Consider the following 23,825-nt stretch of genomic DNA (forward strand, 5'->3'; position numbering starts at 1 on the left):
GTACCGTCGAAGGCATGAAGGCTTTCGGACTGCTCGCGGCATCGATGATCATGTTGACTGCCTGCTCCACCGCAACCACCCCGGCCGCACCCGCCGAACCCGTTGCCGAGAACCAGGTGACCGTCGTTGATCGCATGTACTCGCCGAAGTCGCTGACGATCTCCGTGGGGGACACCGTCACCTGGGTGTTCGCCGACCGCGGCATGGCCCACAACGTGGTTGCCGACGACAACTCGTTCCGAAGTGCATTGATGGAGACCGGACAGTTCACGCACACCTTCGATACCGCGGGCACCTTCACCTACCACTGCACCCCGCATCCGGACATGACGGCGACGATCGTCGTTGAACCTTGATGGATGCTGGAACCGTGATGGACTGGTAGTCATGACGGCACCCACCCGATCGCGCAGCATCGCCGCACCCCTCGGTGTGGCCGCTGCGGCTGTCGGTGGGGCAGTGCTGCTGCACGTTCGTGACCCTCGCACCTCGACCTACCTTCCCTGCCCGTTCCACGCGCTGACCGGATTGTGGTGCCCCGGATGCGGCACGACCCGGGCTCTCGGTGACCTCACCCGCGGAGACATCGCGGCGGCCGCGTCGAGCAATGTCGTTGCGGTCGTGGTTGCCGTCGGCGCGCTCGCAGTGTGGGCGCTGTGGCTGCGCGCTCGGTGGACCGGACGCCCGCTCGAACTCCCGCGATTCAACCGCCCCACGGTGGTCGTCCTGATCGCCGTCCTCACAGTGTTCACCGTGGTGCGCAACACCCCGTGGGGCTCCGCGATCGCCCCGACCTGAAACCACTAGGAGTTGGACATGCTGCTGGAAATCTTCTCGATCATCGTGCTGTTGGGAGTGCTCATCGCGCTCATCCCCACGGCCCGCCGCGTCTTCAAGAAGGGTGACGACGAATGAGCGACTCGCTGAAGGATCGCGTCCGCGCGAAACTGCTCGCGCAACTCGCCGACGACGGAGGCACGGCTGCCGAACAAGCCGAGGGCGATGACCCGCGCTTGAACGCACTGCGCGACGACCTCGAAGCACTCGATGCTGCGCAGGACGGGGATCCGGTGATCGACGACATCGCCGCGAGACACTGGGTGCCCTGACCGCCCTCCTCCTGGGGAGTCAATGTGACTGTGGCCTTTTCGGTAGTCAATGTCACGTTGAGTGGACTTCTTCGGGTCCCGAATTGGTGCACAGTTGAGGTGCATCTAGTATCTATGTTGTGTCCGAGACGAAATCTGCCGCCCATACGGCGTATGTGACGGTCAAGGAGCTCATCGTCTCGGGGGAACTTCCCGGCGGTGAGCTCGTCAGTGAGGGTGAGATCGCCACCCGGCTCGAGATCAGCCGCACTCCGGTCCGCGAGGCATTTCTCCGCCTACAGGTCGAGGGATGGATGCGGCTCTACCCCAAGCGCGGGGCACTGGTGGTGCCGATCGCGGTGGGTGAGGCCGAGAGCGTCGTCGACGCGCGTCGACTCGTCGAGGCAGGCAGCGTTCGCGCATTCATCGACGACGCGTCAGCCCGCGAATCCGTAGTGTCCGCGCTGCGGGAGAACCTGCAGCTACAGCAGCAGCTGGCCGTGGACGGTACCGCCGCGCAGTTCAGCGCCGTCGACGCCGACTTCCATCGCACCGTCGTCCATGCGGGCGGCAATCCGTTGCTCGACGCGTTCTACGACGGACTTCGCGAGCGTCAACGCCGAATGACCGCAGCCTCGGTGACGCGTGACCCAGGCCAGATCTCCCGCATCGTCGACGACCATCGCCGGCTGGCCGACCTGATCGAGGCGGGAGATGCAGACGGATTCGAGCGGGCAGTCGAACAACACATGCTCGGGGTGCACGGCCTACGACCGGACAAAGGGGGAGCACGATGAGCGAGACGATCACGAACGATCGAGACATCGAGACGACTGCGCGACGCTGGCTGCTGGTGGCGTCGGGCATGTTCGCTGTCGCGTGGGGCGGCAACGAGTTCACGCCGCTGTTGGTGATGTACCGACTCGACCACGGGTTCTCGGCCGTGGTGGTCGATACGTTCCTGTTTGCCTACGTCCTGGGCATCATTCCGGCGATGCTGATCTGCGGACCGCTGTCCGACCGACTCGGTCGACGCCCGATCATGTTGCCCGCTACAGCAATTGCCGCGGCCGGGTCCATTCTGATCGCACTCGGACCGGACAACGCGTACCTGCTCTTCGGTGGTCGCGTGCTCAGCGGTATCGCGCTCGGAATCGGTATGGCCGTGGGCGGCAGCTGGGTCAAGGAACTCTCGAGCCGCGACGCCAACGCCAAACCCGGTGCCGGAGCGCGCCGTGCGGCGATGTCGCTGACCGCGGGCTTCGCCCTCGGTGCCGGAGTTGCCGGTGTGCTCGCGCAGTGGGCACCCTGGCCGACGCACCTCGCCTACAGCGTGCACGTGTTGATCTGCATCGTCGCCGGTGTCGGCATGCTGTCGGTTCCCGAAACTCGAACTGCGACAGCGGCATCGAAGAACAAGAAGCTGCTCGACGACCTGCGGATTCCGTCCGCCTCCCATCGGCGGTTCCTGTTCGTCGTGCTGCCGTTGGCGCCGTGGGTGTTCGGTGCCGCCAGCGTCGCCTACGCGGTGCTGCCGTCACTGATGGCCGACGCTCTGGCCGACGAGCCCGGGGGCGGCTATCCCGTCGCCCTGTCTGCCGCGATGGCGGTGATCGCACTCGGTTCCGGCTTCGCGATCCAGGCCGTCGGGCGTCGAATCGACACTCCCGCCAGTGCGCGAGGCGCTCTGGTTGCGCTGACACTGCTGGTTGTCGGCATGGCTGTCGCGGCGTGGGCGGCGTCGGTGCTGACCATTGCCGCAGCCCTGATCGCGGCGGCAGTGCTGGGGTGTGGGTACGGCATGGCATTGGTCTCGGGTTTGCAAGAGGTGCAACGCATTGCGGGCCCCGATGATCTCGCCGGCCTCACCGCGGTGTTCTATTCGCTGACCTACCTGGGCTTCGCGGTGCCCGCCCTGCTGTCGGCATTGACCGAGACATGGCCCGGCGTGGTCACGTATCCGATCATCTTCGGATTCGGCGCGGTGATGGCGGCACTGTGTGGCCTGGTGGTGCGGTCGAAAACGTCTGCGCACTTGCCGAGCGCGTAGGGGCGGTTCGGCTCTAGGATCAGCGGCATCATGCTGCAGTCCTCGCGCACGGTCCCGCCACATCGGGTGCCTCCGACGGTGGCGATCGCGGGTGCCACAGTATGGAACCGGCGTGAGGCGTACTGGTTTCTCGTCGCGGTGATCGTGCCGGCCGCGTGGTGGTCGAGGTATCCCGCACTGGTGCCGTTCGTCTTTGCGATCGTGCTGCTGGGTGCAGTGGTATTTCGCGTCTCGGCGGTAGCACGATGGGTGTCGATGCTGCGGTGGGGAGTTATTGCCGACGTCGAGACCATCGACACCGCGCTGCGTGGTGACCGCAACCTTCGGCTCGCGCACGCCACCGGCTGGAACGTCCAACGACGTTGGTACACAGGGGTCGTCACCGAATCCGCAGTGCGGTACCGGGCCGGGGAAGCGCGCGGTCACCTGTTCGTTCGGGGTCTGCCCTTCACCACCGGCGTGGTGCTCGCGCACTCGAAAAATCCTGGATCGGCCATGGCCATCAGCGACTTCCCCTGCGATCTGCAACTGGACGGCAGGGGACGCTGGGCGGCGTCGTTCCCGCCGGGCTTCTGGCGTCAAGCATTGGCAACGGCAGCGATGTATGGCTACGCCGTGGCCGGCTTGGTGTTGTCACTCGGCGTTCGCTGACACAGCCGATGCGGTGGGTACCGTGGAGCGAGCACATCCCTCGTCCGACAGGAGCGAGCATGAAGTACAACTACTCCGGACCCTGGCCGATTTTCGCGGTGCTGGGCGTCATCGTGTGTTGGGTGCTGTTTCAGGTCGTGGCACTCGATGCGAGTGTCGGCCGTGCGATCGCGTCGCCGATCAATCTTTTCGCGTTGATGTCGGCGGGCTTCTTGACCATCGGCTACGCGCAGAAACGGCGTCGGCGGGTCTGACCGGCGGATCGGCTCCCCAGACCTGGATTCAGGCCTCCGATTGCAGGCTGGTATCCGAAACTGGGGAGCCGATTGCCCGCGGGACCTACGGCAGCGACGGAAGTTGCTTGTCCACCAACCATGCGTCCCACAGATTTCGGGGGCAACCGAAGCGGGAGGCGAGGTCGGTGAAGTCCGCGGTTGCGACCGTCGAGTAGCGGTACTTGGAGGTCCATTCCTGGATCAGTCCGAAGAATCGCTCGTCGCCGATGGTGCGCCGCACTGCATGCAGTGCCAGTGCACCGCGCTTGTAGACACGGTCGTCGAAGATGCGCTCGGGCCCCGGGTCGGTGAGTTGCAGGTCCATCGCCAGACCGCGCTGAATGGTGTGCGCCCGCTTGGCCTTGTCGTGAGCCGTTGCGCCGCCGGAGTTCTCGGCCCAGATCCACTCCGAGTAGCACGCGAACCCCTCGTGCAGCCAGATGTCGGCCCACTTGCCGAGGGTGAGGGAATTGCCGAACCACTGGTGCGCCAACTCGTGCGCGACCAGACGCTCGTAGTACCGGGAACCGGAACAGTGATTGGCACCGAAGATCGATAGGCCCTGCGCCTCGATCGGAATCTCGAGATCGTCGTCGGTCACCACCACGGTGTACGACGCGAAAGGGTAAGGGCCGTAGAGCCGTACGAACGTATCCATCATCTGCGGTTGACGACCGAAGTCGTGATCGAACTGCGCTCGCAGGCGCGGCGGAGTGATCGCCTTCATCGGCACCGGTCCCGGGCTGACGATGCGATGCTCGTACGGACCGATCTGGATGGTGGCGAGGTAGCTGGCCATCGGCTCGGGCTGCTCGTACACCCACGTGGTGCGGCTGGCGCGAGTCTGCTTGCGCACCAACGTTCCGTTGGCCACCGCGTAGTACGGGGAATCGGTGGTGATGGTGATGCCGTAGCTGGCCTTGGACACCGGATGGTCGTCGCACGGAAACCACGACGCAGCGCCGTTGGGTTGGCTGGCGACGAGCGAGCCCTCGGTGAGCTCCTCCCAGCCGACCTCACCCCACAAACCGTTGATGGGCTTCGGGGTTCCGCCGTACGCCACCGTCACCACCAGTGCCGCACCCGACGCGATGGGCTTGGCCGGGGTGATCTTCAGCTTGCCGCGCTGGTGGCTGAACTTCACCGAACGCGATCCGTTGACCGACACCTTCGACACGTTCATCGCCGGGCCGAGATCGAGCGCGAACTTCGACACCGTCGCGGTGGTGACCGCGGTGATCTTCGCCTTACCCGCCAGCCGGTTGCTCTCGACCTTGTACTCGAGGTCGAGTTCGTAGCGCGAGACGCGATAGCCGCGGTTGCCGTTCTGCGGAAGATACGTATCGATCGGATTGTCACTGGAGTCGACGTCGAACACCGGTGCCACGAGCCTGTCCGGCACGGTAGATCACCCCTCGTTTCGGTCGTCGCGAATACGCGGAAAGGGATCACCCTTGGCCCACGGCGCGATCGGATTGCCCTGCCAACGAGTATGCGCGGGAACCGTATCGCCGCGCATCACCAGAGAGGCAGGCCCCACCGTCGCTCCATCACCTATACCCGATGCAGGCAGCGCGACACAGTGTGGTCCCAGTGTTGCGCCTCTGCCGAGATCGACCGTGTCCATGGACATGATCCGATCATGGAACAGGTGCGTCTGCACAACGCACCCTCGGTTGACCGTCGCACCGTCGGCCAACGTCACCAGATCGGCCTCGGGAAGCCAGTACGTCTCACACCAGACGCCACGGCCGATATCCGCACCGAGCCACCGCAGCCACATGTTCAGCACCGCGGTGCCCTCGGCGGCGCGCGCGAACCACGGCGCGGCAACGGTCTCGACGAACGTGTCTGCCACCTCGTTGCGCCACACGAACGAACTCCACAGCGGATGATCGGTCTTGCCGATCCGGCCCACCCACAACCACTTCGCCAACGCCGACACCGCAGCAGCCACGAAACCGGCGACGAGCAGGACGACGCCGCTGAGCAACGCAGCCAACCAGTACCCGACGGAGTCGGCGATGGCGGTGAGCGTGAACAGCACTCCGAGCCCGATGCCGAACGTCACGACGACGGGAATCAACCGGCACGTCTCGACGAACGACCGGGCGACCTTGAGCTTGCGGGGCGGATCGAACGTGCGCGACGAATCCGCACTACCGGCGGCCCGACGCAGCCGCACCGGCGGACTGCCGAGCCACGACGAGCCGGACTTCGCCTTGTCCGGAGTCGCGGACAGCACCGCGACCAGGCCGTTCTTCGGGACGGTTCGCCCGGGCCCGGTCATACCGGAGTTGCCGAGGAACGCCCGCTTGCCGACCTTGGCGTCGCCCAGATGCATCCAGCCGCCGCCGAGTTCGTAGCTGGCGACCATCGTGTCGTCGGCGAGAAACGCGCCGTCGGCGACGGTGGTGAACTTGGGGATCATCAGCACCGTCGACGCCTCGACGTCCTTGCCGATCTTCGCGCCGAGGAGCCTCAGCCAATGCGGAGTCAGCAGTGACGCGTAGAGCGGGAACAGGAAGGTGCGCGCGGAGTCCATCAATCGTTCGGTGGCCCAGACCTGCCAGCCGATGCGGCTACGGACCGGGTGGTAGCCGCCGACGAGACCGATGCTGAGCAACCGCACCGCGACGACGGTGATCAACGCGAACACCGCCAACGACACCATCGTCGCGACGGGCAACATCACCAGACCACGTTCGAAGGCGTCGAACACGGAGTCCGCGGTGTGAATCCACCAGCCCATCAGCACCAGGCTGACGCCGATCGAGAACAGTGCCATGCCGGACAGGAACAGCGACGCGACGCCGTACGCGAACACCCATTTCGTCGCGCGCGGTGGCGTTTCTGCGGGCCACGGATGATCGGCCTTGCCGACCTTCTGAGCCGGCGAACCGGACCACATCTGACCGGCCTTCACCCGTCCGACGACGGCGGAGCCTGCGGTGACGACGGCGTTCTTGCCGACCTTGGTGCCGGGCAACAGCGTCGACCGTGCGCCGACGGTGGCACCGGCACCGATCTCGACGCCGCCGATGTAGACGAGATCTCCGTCGATCCAATGTCCGGACAGATCCACCTCGGGCTCGATGGAACAGCCGTCGCCCAGCTCGAGCATTCCGGTGACCGGCGGCATCGTGTGCAGGTCGACACCCTTGCCGATCTTGGCGCCAAGAGCGCGCGCGTAGTAGACCATCCACGGTGCGCCCGAAAGGTTCGACGCACCACTGGCATCGGTCAATCTCGTTGCTGCCCACAGCCTGATGTGCATGCTCCCGCCGCGTCGATACGCGCCGGGTTTCAAGCCCGCCAGCAGGATGCGAGAGCCGATCACCGAGATCGCCATCCGGCCGACCGGAGTGATGAACAGGACGAACGCCACGAGCACCCACCACCACGACAGCGTCGGGGCCCAGGGCACGTCGCCGAACCAGGACATGACGTTGAACAGCAGTCCGAGCCAAGTGACCCACTGCAATCCGGTCAGCGTGGTCAACGGAACCGTTGCCGCGATCTGCGCCCACTGCGCGGTACGCGACGTCGGGGCCACGTCACGAGGAACGGCCTCGACGACAGGCTTCAGATCGTCGAGATACTGCGCCAGTGAACCCAGCCGTGGGTGGTCGTAGAGCTGTGCGACGGTGATCTCGGGGAACCGTTCGCGCAACGCCGTCACCAACTGAGCGGCCGACAGCGAACCGCCGCCGTTGGCGAAGAAATCGGCGTTCTCGTCGGAAACCTGCGCGCCGAGGATGTTGGTCCACAATTCGGCCACCCACCCCGCCGTGCCGCCGAGCGCAGACGCGCCCGCCATACCGGGCAGGGGCCACGGCAGCGCGTTGCGGTCGACCTTGCCCGAAGTGCGCGTTGGCATCTCGTCCACCAGCGCAAGCCTGGGCACCAATGCCGCGGGCAACTGCTCGGCGAGCAATTCGCGTGCGGCTTCGAGATCGAAATCTGGATTGGTGCTGGCGAGGTATCCGACCAGCACCGAGTTACCGGCAGCGGTCTTGCGGATGGCGGCCGCCGCACCGCCGACTCCCGGAAGTGCTTGCAGCGCATTGTCTATCTCGCCGAGCTCGATGCGTCGACCGCCGAGCTTGACCTGATCGTCGGCGCGACCCTGGAACAAGAGCCCTTCGAGCTCGAGCTTGACCAGATCGCCGCTGCGGTACGCCCGATCCCACCCCAGAGAGGGCATGGGCGCGTACTTCTCGGCGTCCTTGGCCGGATCGAGATACCGAGCGAGTCCGACGCCGCCGATGACCAATTCACCGACTTCGCCGACCTGTACCGGGGTGCCCGACGCATCGACTACTGCCAGGTCCCATCCGTCCAACGGCAATCCGATGCGGACGGGCCCCTTCCCGTCCATGATCGCCGCGCACGCGACGACCGTTGCCTCGGTGGGGCCGTACGTGTTCCAGACCTCGCGGCCCTCGACGGCGAGCCGCTCGGCCAGTTCCGGCGGGCACGCCTCGCCGCCGAAGATGAGCAACCGCACCGCTTCCAGAGCCACCGCGGGCCACAGCGACGCGAGGGTGGGCACCGTCGAGACGACACTGATGTCGCGGGAGACGAGCCACGGGCCCAGATCGAAACCGGACCGCACCAGCGACCTGGGTGCCGGAACCAGACACGCACCGTGCCGCCACGCCAGCCACATCTCCTCGCACGACGCGTCGAACGCCACCGACAGACCGGCCAGCACTCGATCCCCTGGGCCGAGTGGATCCCTCTGCAAAAACATGCGGGCCTCGGCGTCGACGAACGCCGCCGCATTGCGATGACTGACCGCGACACCCTTGGGGGTGCCCGTCGAACCCGAGGTGAAGATGACCCACGCGTCGTCCTCGGGAGTCGGCGGCAGTGGGTCGGTCTCGGGAAGGGCGTCCTGCTTGGGAGCAGTACCGGCCGCGATGCCGCCCGCCGTGACGATGGCCGTCACCTTCGCCTCACCGAAGACCAACTCGGCCCGCTCCTCGGGATCGTCCGCGTCCACCGGCACGTACGCGGCACCGACCGCGAGGATCGACAGGATCGCGACATAGAGGGAGAAGGAACCCGACGGCATGCGGATGCCGACGCGGTCGCCGCGCCTGACGCCGGCATCGGCGAGCCACTGCGCGCCCTCGGCGATGTCGTCCAACAACTCGGAGTAGCTGACCGAGACAGCACCGTCGTCGATGGCGGGGGCGTCGGGAAAACGATGAGCGGTATCACGGAGAACGTCGATGAGCGTCCGGGCAGGAGGGGCGAGCGACGAGCGAAGAAACGCCGCCGGTGCAGGCGCGGTGTCCGCGCTCGAACCCGGCAGATCGTTCTCTTGATGCACAGACAACCGGGCGTCCTTCTCGTTCGTTGGCAAGTGACTCTGTGGTGCTGGGACTCTGTGCCGCTGGGGAGCAGCGCCGTTGGTTATCTCACGTTCTGTTTGCCAGCAGGTGAACGAGCGCTCCTTCCCACCGCGGGAATCCTACTGCTGCCCACGCGTGAGTTCCGGCTTGACAAAACCGCAGCGGGTTTGCCAGTGTCTTCTCCACGGTCACGAGTACCAGCGTCAAGCCCCGGCTCGCTGGTCGGCAACCCTCCTCCGCGGTGGGGTGCTCCGGGTGACGACCAGGCTGGTGCCGGAAAACCGGCGCGGCAAGCGCGGACTCGTTCACCACATCCTTCGGTTGCGGGTCCCTCGAACGTGAGGGCTTGATCTGTCATGACATCTGTACTTTCCCGCCCCTGTGCTCCTTTTGCCCCTGTTTCGGGCACGGATCTGCAGGTACCCCTGGTGCAGGGCGGCACCTGCACCTACGCCAATTTCGACTACGCTGCCAGCGCACCGGCTTTGACGGCGGTGACCGATCGGATCGCGGAACTGCTGCCGTTCTACTCCAGTGTTCATCGCGGTGCCGGCTACGCCTCACGGGTCTGCACGGCAGCGTACGAGAAGGCGCGGGTGACCGTCGCCGATTTCATTGGTGCGCAGTCGGATTCGGTGGTGGTGTTCACCCGGAACACCACCGATTCGCTGAACCTGTTGGCCGCATGCGTGCCGGGTGAGACCGTGGTGCTCGACATCGAACACCACGCGAACCTGCTTCCGTGGCGTGACCGACGAGTGGTGGTGGCTGCGTCGACCCTGGCCGAGACCATCGCCCGCCTCGACGCCGAACTCGCCGCGAAACCTGCTGCTCTGCTTGCGATCACGGGCGCATCGAACGTCACCGGAGAAGTTCTGCCGATCGCGGAACTCGCGGCACTGGCGCATCGGCACGGCGCACGCATCGCGGTGGACGGTGCCCAGCTGGTTCCACATCGGCGGGTCGACATCGCCGCACTCGGGGTGGACTACCTCGCCTTCTCCGGACACAAGCTCTACGCCCCGTTCGGCGCGGGAGTGCTTGTGGGCAAGCGTGATTGGCTCGACCTCGGTGAGCCACACCTGGCCGGCGGTGGCGCGGTACGTAGCGTGCGCATCGACCACACCGATTGGGCTCCTGCACCGCAGCGGCACGAGGCGGGCACCCCCAACGTGCTCGGGGTTGCCGCATTGGCCGCGGCCTGCGAGGCCATTGCCGGATTCGACGATGCCGAGCTGCAGGCGCACGAGCGCGAACTGTCGTCCCGCCTGCGCGACGGGCTGGCCGCACTGGACGGCGTCGAGCAGCTCGAGGTGTGGGCCGACGCGACCGACAGCGTCGGCATCGTCACCTTCACCGTCGCCGGACGTGACCCCGGTGAGGTCGCCGCGTACCTCTCCGCCGAACACGGAATCGGCGTGCGGGACGGGAAGTTCTGCGCGCACCCACTGCTGGGCAGGCTGGGGCATGCGGCCGGAGCGGTTCGGGCCAGCATCGGCCTCGGCAGCTCGTTCGCCGATGTGGACCGACTCGTCGACGCACTCGCCGCCCTGGTCGAATCGGGACCGAACTGGCACTACGCAGAGGATGCCGGCTGGTGGAACCCCGTACCCGACCCGCGACCCTTCCCCGAGCTGGCCGATGGCGCCGCCGGGGTTGGATCCCCGTGCACCCCCGCAGACAGTTAGCATGGCGTCATGACCGTGAGTGTCGTATGGGCGGGCAACCGCCACTGGTGCAACAGATATGTGGATCTGTGCCGCACTGCGTCCGGGTCGTGTTCGAGTTCGGCTCCGCTCCGACCGAATGCCACCGACTGAAGAATCAGGACCACCACTCATGTCGCACAACTTCACCCGCGTCGCCGTCGAATTCTCTGCGAGTTGGACCGAACTGACCGCCGCTCCCGAGACGGATGTAGTCCGAATCCAGGCCTCCGACCTGCGGGAATCCCAGCAGCAACGCGCGCGGCTCCGCGCCGAGGCAGTCGACCGCGGCGAATCTGCCGACAGCACAGCAGTGTTTCTCGACCTCGAGATCCACATCGCGGCCGATGCCAGGACGGCCCGTCGGGAATTTGCCGCACTGGATGCGCCGAGCAGCCCGACGTCGATCCGCTACGTCGGAACACCGGCGGGACTGGCCAGTTTGATCTCCGACGTCACCGCGGCCGATGTGGCCGATGGCGTGACATTGACAGCGCTCGGCGACGTCGCTCGCCAGTCGGTTCTCATCAACAACGGAGTACTGCCGCTGCTGGAATCCCGCGGGACCCGACTCGACATCGACGTCGTCGACGCGGTCCTCGGCGCACCGATCGCCCCGACTCTCGCGTCTTGAGGATTCACGTCCTCGGGACGTGCGCGTGGGTCAGGTGACGTCGATCGCCAGACCCGCAGTGATGCGCACCAACTCGGTGAACGTGGACCTGAAGATCGTGTTGGTGTGGCCGGCGGCCGCCCACACCTCGGAGTAGCCGGCCAGATCCTGGTCGACGAACGTGTCGAGGTTGGTGGGGTGGCCGACCGGGGCGATCCCACCGATCGGCTGGCCGGTGGCATGCTTGGCCGTGTCCAGAGGCGCACGCGTCAACACGCCGCCGAGACGCTCGCCGGTGTGCTCGAGATGAACGTTGTGGGCACCGGAGACGAGCAGCAGCACCGGCTCGTCGCCCAGTAGAAACACCATCGACTTCACGATCGCGCCTACGTCGACGCCCAGTGCGGCAGCAGCATCGGCGGCAGTGTGCGTGCCCTCCGGACTGCTGACCACCACCCCGTGATGACCACGTGAAATCAGCGTGTCGGCAACATGGGCTGCATTCGGATGAAGTAGCCGGGACATGCACCAACCCTATTGCCCCAGTCTCATTTACGCAGATATGTCGAGATCACCGAACAGTCTCAATCGCGCCATGCCGCCGTCCGGGAAGATGTCCATCCGAACCTCCGAGACCGGGGTCTCGTGGTCGAGTACGAAGCGATGGCGGGTGTCGGGCTGCAACGTCGTTCGCGGCAACAACTCGATCCACTCGCCCTCACCGAGCCGTCCGCGCAGTGACGCCGCGCCAGGGGCGTTGCCGAGGAAGCAGGTGGTGTCGAGCTCGGCGAGGCGAACGAGCCCGCTGCCTGCCAGCTGTACCTGAACCCAGTCGTTCGCGTCGTTGCGTCGACGCGAGGTCTCCCAACCCTCACCCATCGACCGCGGCGGGCCGGGGAACAACAGATTGTTGGGGGAGCTGTAGAACATGTTGGAACACGCCGAGACGTAGGCACCGTTCTCGAGCGCAGCCAGGTCGACCGGCCCGGCCGCGAGGAACTCGGGATCGGGCTTGCCGCGGCCCAGTACCCGCAACCGCGCCACTCCGCCGTCCGGATAGATCGACAGTTTCACGTGCGTCCACCGCGCGTCGGAGGCGACGGCGAACCTGTTCTCACTGTCGCCGTCGACCGGGCTGCGCGCGACGATGGTGGTCCACTCGGTCTGCGTGCGCAGCTCGTCCGGGGACGGGAAGCCCTGCACCTCGGCGGCCTCGACCGAAATCTCCGGCGGATAGTTTCCGGTGAACCACGAGGTGTCGACGACGATTGCCGAGACGACACCCGGTGCGCCGAGACGCACGATGGCCTCGTCGTAGCCGGGCTCGCGTCGCCGACGCGTCTCCCACCCGTCGTAGATCTGACCCTTGTGCCCGAACGTCGCGGTCGAATAGTCGGCCTTGCCGGGACTGACGAGATTCTCCTTCTCCGCGAACGTCTCGTCGTTCGCCCACACGACTGCGCCTCCGAGAGTGCGGACAGCGAGATCGGGCAGAGGCAGCGGGAAGGTGGAGGTCATGGGATCACACTTTACTGGTCTCGCGTGAGCTCATCGGGTTGTGTGCAGACCGACGCCGCAGAGCCGCCGCGACCATCAGTAGCGCGCCGATCACGATGTAGAGCGTCAGGCCGAGTGCGGGTTGCCCCAGTCCGGTGCCGGAGAAGTACACGATGCTGCGTACGCCCTCGGTGCCGATGCCAGGGGTGATCCACCGACCGATCGAGGCGTAGAGCGACGGCAGTACATCGGCCCCGAAAGCGCCTCCTGCACTGGGGTTTCCGAGGATGACGAACAGCACGATGGCGGCGGGCACCGCCGCGACACCGATCAGGGCGCGCAGGCCCATGGTGAACAGTCCGGTGGCGAAGACGACCCCGGTTCCCAGCAGGGTCAGCGGAAACCAATGGCCGGCAAAGGTTTCCAGTACATGGGTGGTGAGGAATGCTCCGAGAGCGCCGGAAGCGAGGGAGTACGCCGCGAGAATGCCGACATGCATCCAGGTTTCGCGGCGCGAGGTCGGTGCCCCGATCAGCAATCCGAATGCGGCAGCCAGAAGGTAGCCGCCGACGACCCAGCCGACCGAGAGATAGAAACCGGACAGCCCTCGGTTGTCGTGCACACCGACCGGGATCTCGTCGCGGACCACGAACTGGCGGCCCTGGGCGGCGTCGACCTCGGTGAAGATCGATTCCAGCGCGGTGGCTTCGGAGCTCCCTGCTGCGCTCGCGGTGATCAGTGTGTCCGTTCCGTTCGCGCCGACGACATAGGCCCCGATGATGTCCCTGTCGCGGAGCAACGAACGGACCTCGGCGGTATCGGCCGCGGTGCGTGCCTCGAGTGGGGCACCGTCGATGGCGTTCAGGCGATCGGTCGTCTGCTGGTCCAGCCCCTCGGGGAGGCCGGCTTCGGTCACCACCGCGATGGGGATCGTATGCGGAGTCGGCTGATGAAACGCCGAGACGTAGCTGAGGATGAAGCCGAGCTGAAGTATCAGCACCGCGGCGGCGAGCAGTGACATCTTGCGCATGGGTGACTCCTGAATCTTGTCGATACCCGAGGTATTCAATACTCTAGGTATCGTGAATGCCGACGAGCAAGAAAAGTGGGGGTCGACACAGTCGCAGCGACGACCGCAGCGTGCCGACGTTCGAGACCGACTGCTCGCCGCCGCAGCGGACGAGTTCACCGAAAACGGCTATGCCGCAGCCAAACTCACCGACATTGCGGACCGCGCCGGCTTCACCAAGGGAGCCGTCTACTCCAATTTCGAGTCCAAGCAAGCGCTGTTCGCCGAGCTGCTGGCCAGGCGGTCCCTCGAGCTCGCGGCCCGCGTACTGGCTCACATTTCCGATCTGGACCCCGGCGCGGCAGCCGGAGCGGGCGGCGGAGAGATCGCGTCGTGGGTGGTCGCCGAACCCCGCTGGCCGCTGCTGACCGTCGAATTCGGGATTCTCGCCGGACGCGACCCGGCCGTCGCGGAGCGCTATCGCACCGACCGTCGAGCACTGCGGCGCGAGCTCGAACGCCTCATCGCCGAGCGAGCGGACGACTGGGGAGTCGGCGAGAAGTTCGATGCCCGACGCCTCGCGACGTCACTGGCGGCCTTGATCTCCGGATTGGCCGTCGAACATTCGGTGGATCCGGAGGAAATCGACGAGGGAGTCATTGCCGACGCGGTCTCCGAACTGTTCGCGGGAGCGATAGCTAGGGCACATCTCGATTGAGGGACACGGCACCGGGTAACCGGGACAGATGAATGCTCAGAATCCCGATCCCGACGTCACCGCAGGACTCGAAGCGGGTGGCAGCGTCACGCCAGGAGACACCCCGCCCGCCGAAACGGGAGTCGGCGGCCCCAATCACGAACCGCCGCAGCGCAGCCGTGTCATGCCGATCCTCATCATCGGTGTGGTGGCCTTGCTGGCGATCCTGATCGCCGGTGGACTGATCGGTCGCGTCGTCGGTCTGTTCGGCTGATCCCGGGTCGGCGGCCCGTCCGTACTCGGCGAACAGTCAGTACTGCGGCCAGCCGCCCTCGGGCCCGAGCAGGCGATCCAATCGAATGTGGTTGATCTTCGCCAGCTCGTCGCGCATGATCTTGCGTTCGGTCCGATCGTCGTTGTCGAGTCGATGGCCCAGATCCACGAGGATGTCGCGCGGCTCGAAGCCCTCGGGCTCGAACAACCCGCTCCAGATGTACGGATAGCCGAACCGCTCGCAGTACGCGCGCGCCGCGGTCACCAGAGCGCCTCGCGTATCCGCGTCCATGGCTGCGCACACCTTGCTCGGCTCGGGACGCGTCGCGGCCAACATGTCCATGTCGCCGTCCGACAGCTCCGCCAGTTCCGCGTCGGCTGCCGAGAACAGCTCTGCCCGCGAGCGATACCTGCGGCCGTCCGCCACCCTGGACGCCCACGCCACCGAGCAACAACACTCGTACAACGCATGCACCGCCTTGCGGCGCGGCAGATCGTTGAACGTCTCCAGGCCGAGTCCCTGATGCATCAGCATGGATAGATGGTGAGCCTCATTCGGCGTATGCACCAGAGCTGAGCAGGGACTTAGCGCAGACGTTACGCGCCGTAACATGCGGTGCGGGGATGGGCGACTCTGCCGCTAGGCTCGCAGGCATGACGGAACGAACCTGGAAAGCCTTCTCCGTGGAGATCGCCGACCACATCGCGCAAGTGACCCTCCTCGGACCGGGCAAGGGCAATGCCATGGGCCCGGACTTCTGGAGCGAGAGCCCCGAGCTGTTCGCTCAGCTCGACGCCGATCCCGAGGTTCGTGCAGTCGTGCTCGCGGGCTCGGGCAAGAACTTCACCTACGGACTCGACCTCGCCGCGATGGCAGGAACCTTCGGTCCGCTCATGGCGGACAAGGCACTGGCCGGTCCCCGAACGACGTTCCACGACACCATCAAGACGATGCAGAAGGCCATCAACGCCGTGGCGGACTGCCGCAAGCCCGTCGTCGCGGCCGTGCAGGGCTGGTGCATCGGCGGTGGCGTCGACCTCATCACCGCCGCGGACGTGCGCTACGCCAGTGCCGACGCGAAGTTCAGCGTGCGCGAGGTGCGGGTCGCGATCGTCGCGGACATGGGGTCGTTGGCTCGACTGCCCGCGATCATCGGCGATGGGCACATGCGTGAGCTGGCACTGACGGGCAAGGACATCGACGCCGCGCGCGCCGAGAAGATCGGCCTGGTCAACGACGTGTTCGAGGACCACGACGCCGCCATCGCCGCTGCTCGCGAATGCGCCGCCGCCATCGCCGCCAATCCGCCCCTGGTGGTGCAGGGCATCAAGACCGTGCTGGATCATTCTCGATCCTCCGGTGTCGATGATTCCCTGCGCTACGTCGCGGCCTGGAACGCCGCCTTCCTCGCCTCGCACGACCTCACCGAGGCGATCACCTCGGTGTTCGAGAAGCGACCGGCGCAGTTCACCGGTAACTGACGTGGTCGAGTTCGCCGAGGAGCTGGGCACGCAGCTGGTTCGGCTGCAACGGCTGCGTGAGCGGAACATCGCTGCGATCTCGTCCTCGGGCGGTGTCGACGGTGCCGCGTACGTATGCTTGTTCCGGCTCCTGCGCGACGGACCGATGCGGTCGAGTGAACTCGCCGCCATGGTGAATTCCGATCCGTCGACGGTGAGCAGGCAGGTGGCTCAGCTGGTCGAACGGGGGCACGTCGAGCGGCTGCCCGACAAACGTGACGGTCGAGCGTTCGTGCTCGCGGTGACCGCGTCGGGTCAGGAAGCGGCGGCAGCGATCCAGCAACGACGAACCGACAATCTCGGACGGGTGATCGAGGGGTGGACACGGCAGGACCGAGAATCGCTCGTGACGTTGCTCGATCGTTTCTTGACCGATTACGAAACCATCAGGCCGGACCTGCCCGACCGCCGCGCAGGTAGCGTCTGATCGGCGGGCGATCCACGATCGGGGCGATCGAGGTGATCGAGGCAGTGCGCAGTCGCTCGTAGAGCAAGCGCGGACGGAGGGGATGCTGTGCCGATTGGTCGTGACAAGCCGTCGCTCGCGTCCGATGCCGGGACCCGTCGGAACTCGGTACGACTCGAACGCCGGGTGGCGCGAGGAATCGCCGTGCTGGTGCCCTCGTTCGGTCTCATCGGGGCGATAGCGATGCTGTCCTCGGACGGTCCTGTTGGACCGACGGCTGTTGTCGTGTGCCTGGTGGTCTTGCTGTCGACTCTCCCGGTAGGGGCATGGTGGTGGCTGCGCTCGGCGGACGCCTCCCACATGCCGGGATGGTTCGTCGTGTACGCCGACGTGGGCGTGTCGACGATGCTGCTGACCTTCGACGACCGTGATCTCGCGCTGTACGGCGCTGCCCTGTTCGCCGTGATCGGGACCTACATCGCGTACTTCTCGCGGCGAACGGTGCTCAAGTTCCACACGGCATTCGTCAACGCGGTCATTCTGCTACTCGCAGTGCTCGCCCTGGTCGAGCGGCCGGAGGATCCGGCGTCGATCCTCGCCCGCACCCTCGTGACGGTTCTGGTGGTCAACTCGGTACTCGCGTTCCGAGCAGTGATCCAGCGCCAGCTCGATCTTGCCAACACGGACTCGCTGACCGGACTGCTCAACAGACGCGGCCTGGAATTGCGGCTCCAACGCATGATGAACTCGCTGGACGAGCACCGTTCCGTCGCACTCATGGTGGTCGATCTGGACCAGTTCAAGCGAGTCAACGACACCTACGGTCATGCGGTGGGGGACCGAGTGTTGCGCCGGACGGCCCGCAGGCTGACCGCGGTCACGGGCACGAGGCCGTGCGTGGCACGCACCGGCGGTGAGGAGTTCACCATCGCGCTACCGGTCGACGATGCCGCCGCGCACCGGATCGCCCACGAGATCCTCGAGTCGATTCACGACCCAGCCGACGACGTGCCGGTGACGGTCAGTGTCGGGGTGGCCCTGCTCGACGGCAGCCGATGGTTCACCGCCAGCGAGTCCGGTGACAGTGCCGGTCTGGTCCACAACGTGCTGCTCGACGCCGACACGGCGATGTACGAGTCCAAGCACGCGGGCGGAAACAGAGCAACGGTGTACGCCGGCGAATGATCCGCCGGCGTACACCGTTCGTCGTTCGGGGAAGAACGTGTTCCGTGCGTCAGCGCAAGGCGCTCTTGGGGTCGTTCCACAGCTGATCGGTGAAGTCCTCCAACGCGACGAGAACGATGGTGTCCTCGGTACGGCGCAGGATCGACTTGCTGGCGCGCACCTGCACGATATCGCCGGTCTTGTCGGTCATCCGCCACAGAGAATCCGCGCGGGTGGCCACCGTCGTGAGGAACATGTCAGCGACGTTGACACCCTCCGGAGCCCGGTCGGGGAAGATGTCGTGCAGGTGGAAGTCCTCCCGCTCGGTGCGGTCGAGACCGAACAGATCGTCGAAGGCCTCGTTCGCGAACACGATGGCACCGGTGGGGTCGACCGCGAGGATCGGCACCGGGATCCGGTCGAGGACGACCGTCACCGGCAGATCGGGAAACTGAGTCGGATCCGAAATCGGTCGCGAATCGAGATTGCGCCGATCACCGTTGGAAGTGCTGTCGGTCATACGTCTCCCCAAACTATGTTTCGTCGGCCCACGGCCGAGACGAGGTGTGTGGTGCCGAAACGATCAGTGACCCGGATTGTCCGCCAAGCGCTTGAATGATGCAGCGATTTCGGCCTCTGCCTCTGCGCGCCCCACCCAGTCTGCCCCGGTGACGTGCTTGTTGGGTTCGAGATCCTTGTAATGGACGAAGAAATGCTTGATCGCATCGAGCTCGAACGTCGAGACGTCGCTCAGGTCCTGGATGTGATCCCAGCGGGTGTCACCGGCCGGAACACACAGCACCTTGTCGTCGCCGCCGGCCTCGTCGACCATCTTGAACATCGCCACGGGGCGGGCCTCGACGATGACGCCGGGGAACACCGACTCGGGCAGCAGCACCAGTGCGTCGAGCGGGTCGCCGTCCTCGCCGAGCGTGTTCTCGATGAAGCCGTAATCGGCTGGATACGCCATCGCGGTGTAGAGGTAGCGATCGAGGCGAACACGTCCGGTGACGTGGTCTACCTCGTATTTGTTGCGCTGCCCCTTGGGGATCTCGATGGTGACGTCGAACGGCACGTGCAGTCCTCACTGTCGTCGTCGAGCCGGAACGGCTCGAGTCGTTGGGAATGTGTCGATGGTGGCGGCGCAAGGCTACCGGACCCGAGGATACTGTTGACTGGACGATCATGGGTACGACCACGGCAGTTACGGAGGAACGGTGGCGGGGCTGACACGGCGGTTCCTCGGCCCCACAGCGGGTCGACGGCGCAGGAAGAAGCGCGTGATCCTGACGCTGTGTGCGCTGTTCGTGGTGATCCTCGCTGCGACGACCGCCGCGCTGGTGCTGCCGTCGGTGTCCGACGGTGCCGAGACCGCAATCGAACCTCCACCCGAGACGGTGCTGCCGAACCCGCTGATCACCCCGTTCCCGGAATCGGCACCGATGCCGAACGCTGCAGGTCTGGCAGCGGCGCTGGCCCAGGTGGTCGACGATCCAGCCCTCGGCACGTTCACCGGAACCGTCGCCGACGCGCAGACCGGGCAGGTGCTCTGGTCCCAGAACCCCGACACCCCGATGACACCCGCCTCGACCACCAAGGTGCTCACCGCGGCGGCAGCGATGCTCGGGCTCCCGGCGGATCACCGCGTCACCACTCGCGTGGTCCAGGGCAGTGGCGAGGGCGACATCGTGGTGATCGCGGGCGGCGACCCCACCCTCACCGCGCTGCCGGTCGGCACCGACGGGTTCTATCCCGGGGCGGCGCGCATCGACGACCTGGTGGAGCAGATTCGGCGCAGCGGAACGGTGGTGCGCAGCATCGGCGTCGACACCTCGATCTACTCCGGTGACACGATGGCGCAGGGTTGGTTTCCCGCCGATATCGCCGCCGGTTCGATCACTCCGATCGAACCGATCATGCTCGACGGCGGACGATCGAACCCACTGGTCGACGAGTCCCCGCGCAGCACCACCCCGGCACTGGACGCGGGCCGCGCACTGGCCGCCGGACTGGGCGTCGACCCGGCGGCGGTGACGACCGGCAGGGCGGCCGACGGGGCCGATCAGATCGCATCCGTCGAATCCGCGCCGCTGCGAAACCGCCTGCAGCAGATGATCTATCGCTCCGACAACGTCCTCGCCGAGGCCATCGGACGCGAACTGTCACTCGAGATGAACACGGCCGCAAGTTTTTCCGGTGCAACGGCGGCGATCGGGCAAACCCTGTACTCCGCAGGTTTCGACATGACCGGACTCACGCTCGAGGACGCCAGCGGGCTGTCGGTCGACGGCAGGATTCCGGCCAGGCTGCTCGATCAGGTGTTGACGTCGGCAGCCGGAACCGAGCAGCCGGCGCTGCGTCCGATGCTCGATTACCTTCCCGTCGCCGGTGCCACCGGGACCCTGACGGATCGATACGCCTCGGGGAACCGAACCGGAGCGGGGTGGGTTCGAGCCAAGACCGGAACCCTTTCTGCTGCAAGCGCTTTGGCAGGATATGTCGTCGACGTCGACGGCCGAATCCTGACCTTCGCCCTGATGTCCAACGACCGGCCGCCCGACGTCAGTCGCCCCGCCCTCGATGCCGTCGCATCGACCCTGAGATTGTGTGGTTGCCAGTGAACACGGACGCAGCAACGAAGGCCGACGACAGCGCAGCCACCTCCGGTTTCGCCGGAGCCGTCGACTGGTCCGTTGCGGCCAAGACCGGAGCGAAGCTGGCCCGCAAGGGCCCGGCCACCTCTCGCTACACCGCCGCTGCAGCCGTGGAAGAGCTTGCCGCCGCGTCCATTCGGGCCGAGGGGCCGGTTCGCGAGACCACCGGTCTGGCCGACGGACTCCCCGTGCCCGACGCCCAGGTGGTCGATCGCGCCGGCTGGATCGCCGCGGCCGCGTCGTCGATGAAGCACCTGACCGGAGACGACGACGGCACGCCGCCGTCGGGTCTGCTCGGCGGAAAGCCGGCCGGACTGCAGGCCGGAGCGATGCTGGCGTTCCTCTCCAGCGCCATTCTCGGACAGTACGACCCGTTCACCGGCGAGAACGGAACGCTGCTTCTGGTCGCGCCCAACGTGATTGCCGTCGAGCGGGCGCTTCGTGTCTCGCCGAGCGACTTCCGGCTGTGGGTGTGCTTGCACGAGGTGACGCACCGAGTGCAGTTCTCCTCCGCTCCCTGGCTCGGCGGCTACATGCGCGAGAACGTGGGGGTGCTCTCCGACGGTACGGACGAGCCGCTCACCGATGTCGCCAACCGGCTGACCGGCGCGCTCAAGGCCCGCAAGAATCCGAACGGGGCGTCGAAGTCCGAGGACGCAGGCATCGTCGGTCTGCTGCGCGCCACCCAACCGCAGCCCCAGCGCGACGCCATCGACCGGCTCCTCGTGCTGGGCACCCTGCTCGAGGGTCACGCCGACCACGTGATGGACGCCGTCGGACCGGCCGTCGTGCCGACCGTGACGCAGATACGCGGTGCCTTCGACCAGCGCAGGCAACGCAAGGTGAACCCGCTCCAACGCGTCATCCGGGCGCTGCTCGGCATGGACGCGAAGATGGCGCAGTACGTGCGCGGCAAGGCGTTCGTCGATCACGTCGTCGCCGCGGTGGGAATGGAACGCTTCAACACCGTGTGGACCGGGCCCGACACGCTGCCGTTGCTGTCGGAGATCGAGGACCCGGACGCCTGGATCGCCCGAGTGCTGGGCTAGTGCTCCTGCCTGAGGGAGTTGAGCCTGCGGAACGACCCAAAATGCCTGAGGGGCCCGCACTGTTGGAGGTCAGGCATGCGGTGCGTGGTTGGTTGTCGGCCTATCCGGGACCGGTTGCCGTCGCGCTGTCCGGTGGAGCGGATTCGCTCGCTTTGACGGCCGCGACCGTGGCCGAGGCTCCGAACGTGCGCGCCTTGATCGTCGATCACGGTCTGCAGGCCGGCTCGGCGGAGGTTGCGGCGACGGCTGCGGCGCGGGCGTCGGAGTTGGGAGTGGTCGATGCGCGCGTGCTGCCGGTCCAGGTGACCGGCTCGGGTGGGACGGAGGCCGCCGCCCGCCGGGCCAGGTACGACGCGTTGGATCGCGAGCGCGGCGACGCGTCGGTGCTGGTGGCGCACACCCTCGACGATCAGGCCGAAACGGTGCTGCTCGGGCTGGGGCGCGGATCGGGCCCGCGGTCGATCGCGGGCATGGCGGCGTTCGATGCGCCGTGGGGTCGGCCGCTGCTCGGGGTTCGGCGCAGTGTGACCAGGGCTGCCTGCGTCGAGTTGGGGATGGAGCCGTTCGAGGATCCGCACAACACCGACCCCGATTTCACTCGGGTGCGGTTGCGTCACGAGGTGCTGCCCCTGCTCGAGGACGTGCTCGGCGGTGGTGTCGCCGCTGCACTCGCCCGGACCGCCGAGCAGTTGCGCGAGGACGGCCGGGTGCTCGACGCGCTCGCCGAATCCGTCGTCGGGTTGGGTGCGTCGGAACTGGAGGTGTCCTCGATCGACTCGCTCGACATCGCGATTCGTCGCCGCGTACTGCGCCGATGGTTGCTCGGCCGGGGTGTGACGTCGCTGACCGACCGGCAGATCCGGGCCGTCGACGCCCTCGTCGGACGGTGGACCGGCCAAGGCGGGGTTGCGCTGCCGGGAGGAACGCCCGACGCCAGGTTGGTGTGCTCGCGTCGGCATGGCAGGCTGAGCGTCGGCCTGGAGAACGAATGAAGGGAAACCCCGTGTACGAGGGCGACATCGAATCGGTTCTCATTTCCGAGGAACAGATCAAAGCGCGCACTGCGGAACTCGCAGAAGAGATCGCCCAGCGGTATCCCGAAGGCTCACCCGAAGGTGACCTGCTCCTGGTCGGTGTCCTCAAGGGCGCGATCATGTTCATGACCGACTTCGCCCGGGCCCTGCCCATCCCGGCGCAGCTCGAGTTCATGGCGGTCAGCTCCTACGGCTCGTCCACCTCGTCGTCGGGTGTCGTTCGAATCCTCAAGGACCTCGACCGCGACATCACCGGACGCCACGTGCTGATCGTCGAGGACATCATCGACTCCGGTCTGACGCTGAGCTGGCTCAAGCGCAACCTCGCGACCCGCTCGCCTGCCTCGCTGTCGGTGGTGACGCTGCTGCGCAAGCCCGACGCCATCAAGGTCGACGTGGAGGTCGCGAACGTGGGCTTCGACATCCCCAACGAGTTCGTCGTCGGCTACGGCCTCGACTACAACGAGCGCTACCGAGATCTGCCCTACATCGGTCTGCTCGATCCCAAGGTCTACAGCTGAGCTGGTTTCTTCGGTTCGTCCGGTCCACCCCGTTCGCGTGAATGGACCATTGCCGCGCCGAGACGTGTGCAAGGGTCCATCGATGCGGATAGTGTGCCCGACAGGTGGGGAACTGCCGGGGGAGTGCAGTCGTTGGAGGGGAAGAAGCGTCGACGCAAACAGGTGCGTGGACGCACAGCGCCAGGTATGAGCGAGTCAGATGTCCGAGTCTCGCGCTAGCCTGGAGTATCCGGCGGGCAGGGAGCAGCCAGCGC

General features: G+C 66.4%; 26 protein-coding genes and 1 riboswitch. Of the genes, 18 read left to right on the plus strand and 8 right to left on the minus strand.

Going from position 1 to position 23,825, the window contains the following annotated elements; translation table 11 throughout:
- Positions 1–14: 14 nt before the first annotated feature.
- The 7 genes from QM615_RS17315 (at position 15) to QM615_RS17345 (ending at position 4,043) form a co-directional block, all read left to right on the plus strand.
- Entirely contained in the window at positions 15–356 is a 342-nt protein-coding gene (locus QM615_RS17315; protein ID WP_149406439.1) for a cupredoxin domain-containing protein, read from the plus strand.
- A gap of 31 nt (positions 357–387) precedes the next feature.
- The gene (locus tag QM615_RS17320; RefSeq protein ID WP_149406440.1) at positions 388–798 is read left to right on the plus strand and encodes a DUF2752 domain-containing protein; all 411 of its coding nucleotides are present in this window, start codon (positions 388–390) and stop codon (positions 796–798) included.
- A 113-nt stretch (positions 799–911) separates the two neighbouring features.
- Positions 912–1,109: a hypothetical protein gene (locus tag QM615_RS17325; protein ID WP_094640895.1), complete on the plus strand. Its 198-nt coding sequence runs from the start codon at positions 912–914 to the stop codon at positions 1,107–1,109.
- A 119-nt stretch (positions 1,110–1,228) separates the two neighbouring features.
- Positions 1,229–1,885 carry a GntR family transcriptional regulator gene (locus tag QM615_RS17330; protein ID WP_149406441.1) on the plus strand — a complete coding sequence of 219 codons (657 nt, stop codon included), beginning with the start codon at positions 1,229–1,231 and terminating at the stop codon, positions 1,883–1,885.
- Positions 1,882–3,138 carry an MFS transporter gene (locus QM615_RS17335; RefSeq protein WP_149406442.1) on the plus strand — a complete coding sequence of 419 codons (1,257 nt, stop codon included), beginning with the start codon at positions 1,882–1,884 and terminating at the stop codon, positions 3,136–3,138. Before QM615_RS17330 ends, QM615_RS17335 begins: the two co-directional genes overlap by 4 nt.
- 30 nt (positions 3,139–3,168) lie before the next feature.
- Complete coding sequence (locus QM615_RS17340; RefSeq protein WP_149406443.1) at positions 3,169–3,789, plus strand: hypothetical protein; 621 nt, start codon at positions 3,169–3,171, stop codon at positions 3,787–3,789.
- A 59-nt stretch (positions 3,790–3,848) separates the two neighbouring features.
- A complete protein-coding gene (locus QM615_RS17345) occupies positions 3,849–4,043 on the plus strand; it encodes a hypothetical protein (protein WP_094640899.1) in 195 nt (64 codons plus the stop codon).
- Positions 4,044–4,128: 85 nt separating this feature from the next.
- Here QM615_RS17345 and QM615_RS17350 read toward each other — a convergent pair whose 3' ends face one another.
- Together QM615_RS17350 and QM615_RS17355 are read right to left on the minus strand one after the other, a co-directional pair.
- Complete coding sequence (locus QM615_RS17350; protein WP_149406444.1) at positions 4,129–5,466, minus strand: M1 family metallopeptidase; 1,338 nt, start codon at positions 5,464–5,466, stop codon at positions 4,129–4,131.
- A gap of 6 nt (positions 5,467–5,472) precedes the next feature.
- Positions 5,473–9,405, minus strand: coding sequence for a Pls/PosA family non-ribosomal peptide synthetase (locus QM615_RS17355; protein WP_262498469.1), 3,933 nt, complete (start codon positions 9,403–9,405; stop codon positions 5,473–5,475).
- Positions 9,406–9,613: 208 nt separating this feature from the next.
- Positions 9,614–9,729: riboswitch (SAM riboswitch) on the plus strand.
- Between the two features lie 54 nt (positions 9,730–9,783).
- Here QM615_RS17355 and QM615_RS17360 point away from each other — a divergent pair.
- Complete coding sequence (locus QM615_RS17360; RefSeq protein ID WP_149406445.1) at positions 9,784–11,115, plus strand: aminotransferase class V-fold PLP-dependent enzyme; 1,332 nt, start codon at positions 9,784–9,786, stop codon at positions 11,113–11,115.
- 151 nt (positions 11,116–11,266) lie between these two features.
- Positions 11,267–11,767, plus strand: a complete 501-nt coding sequence (locus QM615_RS17365) for a hypothetical protein (RefSeq protein ID WP_149406446.1) — start codon at positions 11,267–11,269, stop codon at positions 11,765–11,767.
- A gap of 30 nt (positions 11,768–11,797) precedes the next feature.
- Here the strand turns inward: QM615_RS17365 and QM615_RS17370 are convergent, their stop codons facing one another.
- Genes QM615_RS17370 through QM615_RS17380 form a run of 3 tightly spaced genes read right to left on the minus strand, consistent with a single transcriptional unit; the run spans position 11,798 to position 14,273 of the window.
- Complete coding sequence (locus QM615_RS17370; protein WP_068053615.1) at positions 11,798–12,271, minus strand: YbaK/EbsC family protein; 474 nt, start codon at positions 12,269–12,271, stop codon at positions 11,798–11,800.
- 27 nt (positions 12,272–12,298) lie between these two features.
- A complete protein-coding gene (alc, locus tag QM615_RS17375; protein ID WP_149406447.1) occupies positions 12,299–13,264 on the minus strand; it encodes an allantoicase in 966 nt (321 codons plus the stop codon).
- A 4-nt stretch (positions 13,265–13,268) separates the two neighbouring features.
- Positions 13,269–14,273, minus strand: a complete 1,005-nt coding sequence (locus QM615_RS17380; RefSeq protein ID WP_149406448.1) for an ABC transporter permease — start codon at positions 14,271–14,273, stop codon at positions 13,269–13,271.
- 52 nt (positions 14,274–14,325) lie between these two features.
- Here QM615_RS17380 and QM615_RS17385 point away from each other — a divergent pair, with 52 nt between their 5' ends.
- On the plus strand, positions 14,326–14,970 hold the full coding sequence (locus tag QM615_RS17385) for a TetR/AcrR family transcriptional regulator (RefSeq protein WP_188078688.1): 645 nt from the start codon (positions 14,326–14,328) through the stop codon (positions 14,968–14,970).
- A 28-nt stretch (positions 14,971–14,998) separates the two neighbouring features.
- Entirely contained in the window at positions 14,999–15,223 is a 225-nt protein-coding gene (locus QM615_RS17390; RefSeq protein ID WP_068283967.1) for a DUF6480 family protein, read from the plus strand.
- Between the two features lie 36 nt (positions 15,224–15,259).
- Here the strand turns inward: QM615_RS17390 and QM615_RS17395 are convergent, their stop codons facing one another.
- Positions 15,260–15,757, minus strand: a complete 498-nt coding sequence (locus QM615_RS17395) for a 2-oxo-4-hydroxy-4-carboxy-5-ureidoimidazoline decarboxylase (protein ID WP_149406449.1) — start codon at positions 15,755–15,757, stop codon at positions 15,260–15,262.
- Positions 15,758–15,876: 119 nt separating this feature from the next.
- On the opposite strand from QM615_RS17395, the gene QM615_RS17400 reads away from it, so the two are divergent.
- From QM615_RS17400 to QM615_RS17410, 3 genes are all read left to right on the plus strand, one after another.
- A complete protein-coding gene (locus tag QM615_RS17400) occupies positions 15,877–16,704 on the plus strand; it encodes a crotonase/enoyl-CoA hydratase family protein (protein WP_149406450.1) in 828 nt (275 codons plus the stop codon).
- Position 16,705: 1 nt separating this feature from the next.
- A complete protein-coding gene (locus tag QM615_RS17405; RefSeq protein ID WP_068053636.1) occupies positions 16,706–17,170 on the plus strand; it encodes a MarR family winged helix-turn-helix transcriptional regulator in 465 nt (154 codons plus the stop codon).
- 87 nt (positions 17,171–17,257) lie between these two features.
- A complete protein-coding gene (locus QM615_RS17410; RefSeq protein ID WP_149406451.1) occupies positions 17,258–18,334 on the plus strand; it encodes a GGDEF domain-containing protein in 1,077 nt (358 codons plus the stop codon).
- A gap of 49 nt (positions 18,335–18,383) precedes the next feature.
- Here the strand turns inward: QM615_RS17410 and QM615_RS17415 are convergent, their stop codons facing one another.
- Positions 18,384–18,833, minus strand: a complete 450-nt coding sequence (locus QM615_RS17415) for a PAS domain-containing protein (protein ID WP_032395173.1) — start codon at positions 18,831–18,833, stop codon at positions 18,384–18,386.
- 63 nt (positions 18,834–18,896) lie between these two features.
- Positions 18,897–19,388, minus strand: coding sequence for an inorganic diphosphatase (locus QM615_RS17420; protein ID WP_068053642.1), 492 nt, complete (start codon positions 19,386–19,388; stop codon positions 18,897–18,899).
- A 142-nt stretch (positions 19,389–19,530) separates the two neighbouring features.
- Between QM615_RS17420 and dacB the strand changes: the two genes are divergently transcribed.
- From dacB to hpt, 4 genes are read left to right on the plus strand one after another with little or no spacing between them, the layout of a single operon-like run.
- Entirely contained in the window at positions 19,531–20,934 is a 1,404-nt protein-coding gene (gene dacB / locus QM615_RS17425; protein ID WP_149406452.1) for a D-alanyl-D-alanine carboxypeptidase/D-alanyl-D-alanine endopeptidase, read from the plus strand.
- Complete coding sequence (locus tag QM615_RS17430; protein ID WP_149406453.1) at positions 20,919–22,016, plus strand: Rv3626c family coenzyme F420 biosynthesis-associated protein; 1,098 nt, start codon at positions 20,919–20,921, stop codon at positions 22,014–22,016. Before dacB ends, QM615_RS17430 begins: the two co-directional genes overlap by 16 nt.
- 41 nt (positions 22,017–22,057) lie before the next feature.
- Positions 22,058–23,008: a tRNA lysidine(34) synthetase TilS gene (tilS, locus tag QM615_RS17435; protein ID WP_149406454.1), complete on the plus strand. Its 951-nt coding sequence runs from the start codon at positions 22,058–22,060 to the stop codon at positions 23,006–23,008.
- 11 nt (positions 23,009–23,019) lie between these two features.
- A complete protein-coding gene (hpt, locus tag QM615_RS17440) occupies positions 23,020–23,571 on the plus strand; it encodes a hypoxanthine phosphoribosyltransferase (RefSeq protein WP_032395535.1) in 552 nt (183 codons plus the stop codon).
- Positions 23,572–23,825 lie beyond the last annotated feature (254 nt).

It is taken from the genome of Rhodococcus sp. IEGM 1341 (assembly GCF_030056895.1).
GTDB lineage: Bacteria > Actinomycetota > Actinomycetes > Mycobacteriales > Mycobacteriaceae > Rhodococcoides.

Excerpts from the sequence above, each read along its gene's own strand:
- QM615_RS17380 (WP_149406448.1), bottom strand. The coding sequence starts at position 14,273 with ATGCGCAAGATGTCACTGCTCGCCGCCGCGGTGCTGATACTTCAGCTC.
- QM615_RS17320 (WP_149406440.1), top strand. The coding sequence starts at position 388 with ATGACGGCACCCACCCGATCGCGCAGCATCGCCGCACCCCTCGGTGTG.
- QM615_RS17390 (WP_068283967.1), top strand. The coding sequence starts at position 14,999 with ATGAATGCTCAGAATCCCGATCCCGACGTCACCGCAGGACTCGAAGCG.
- QM615_RS17400 (WP_149406450.1), top strand. The coding sequence starts at position 15,877 with ATGACGGAACGAACCTGGAAAGCCTTCTCCGTGGAGATCGCCGACCAC.
- tilS (WP_149406454.1), top strand. The coding sequence starts at position 22,058 with ATGCCTGAGGGGCCCGCACTGTTGGAGGTCAGGCATGCGGTGCGTGGT.
- QM615_RS17365 (WP_149406446.1), top strand. The coding sequence starts at position 11,267 with ATGTCGCACAACTTCACCCGCGTCGCCGTCGAATTCTCTGCGAGTTGG.
- QM615_RS17340 (WP_149406443.1), top strand. The coding sequence starts at position 3,169 with ATGCTGCAGTCCTCGCGCACGGTCCCGCCACATCGGGTGCCTCCGACG.
- QM615_RS17345 (WP_094640899.1), top strand. The coding sequence starts at position 3,849 with ATGAAGTACAACTACTCCGGACCCTGGCCGATTTTCGCGGTGCTGGGC.
- QM615_RS17315 (WP_149406439.1), top strand. The coding sequence starts at position 15 with ATGAAGGCTTTCGGACTGCTCGCGGCATCGATGATCATGTTGACTGCC.
- QM615_RS17325 (WP_094640895.1), top strand. The coding sequence starts at position 912 with ATGAGCGACTCGCTGAAGGATCGCGTCCGCGCGAAACTGCTCGCGCAA.
- QM615_RS17335 (WP_149406442.1), top strand. The coding sequence starts at position 1,882 with ATGAGCGAGACGATCACGAACGATCGAGACATCGAGACGACTGCGCGA.
- QM615_RS17415 (WP_032395173.1), bottom strand. The coding sequence starts at position 18,833 with ATGACCGACAGCACTTCCAACGGTGATCGGCGCAATCTCGATTCGCGA.
- QM615_RS17370 (WP_068053615.1), bottom strand. The coding sequence starts at position 12,271 with ATGTCCCGGCTACTTCATCCGAATGCAGCCCATGTTGCCGACACGCTG.
- QM615_RS17395 (WP_149406449.1), bottom strand. The coding sequence starts at position 15,757 with ATGCTGATGCATCAGGGACTCGGCCTGGAGACGTTCAACGATCTGCCG.
- alc (WP_149406447.1), bottom strand. The coding sequence starts at position 13,264 with ATGACCTCCACCTTCCCGCTGCCTCTGCCCGATCTCGCTGTCCGCACT.
- QM615_RS17360 (WP_149406445.1), top strand. The coding sequence starts at position 9,784 with ATGACATCTGTACTTTCCCGCCCCTGTGCTCCTTTTGCCCCTGTTTCG.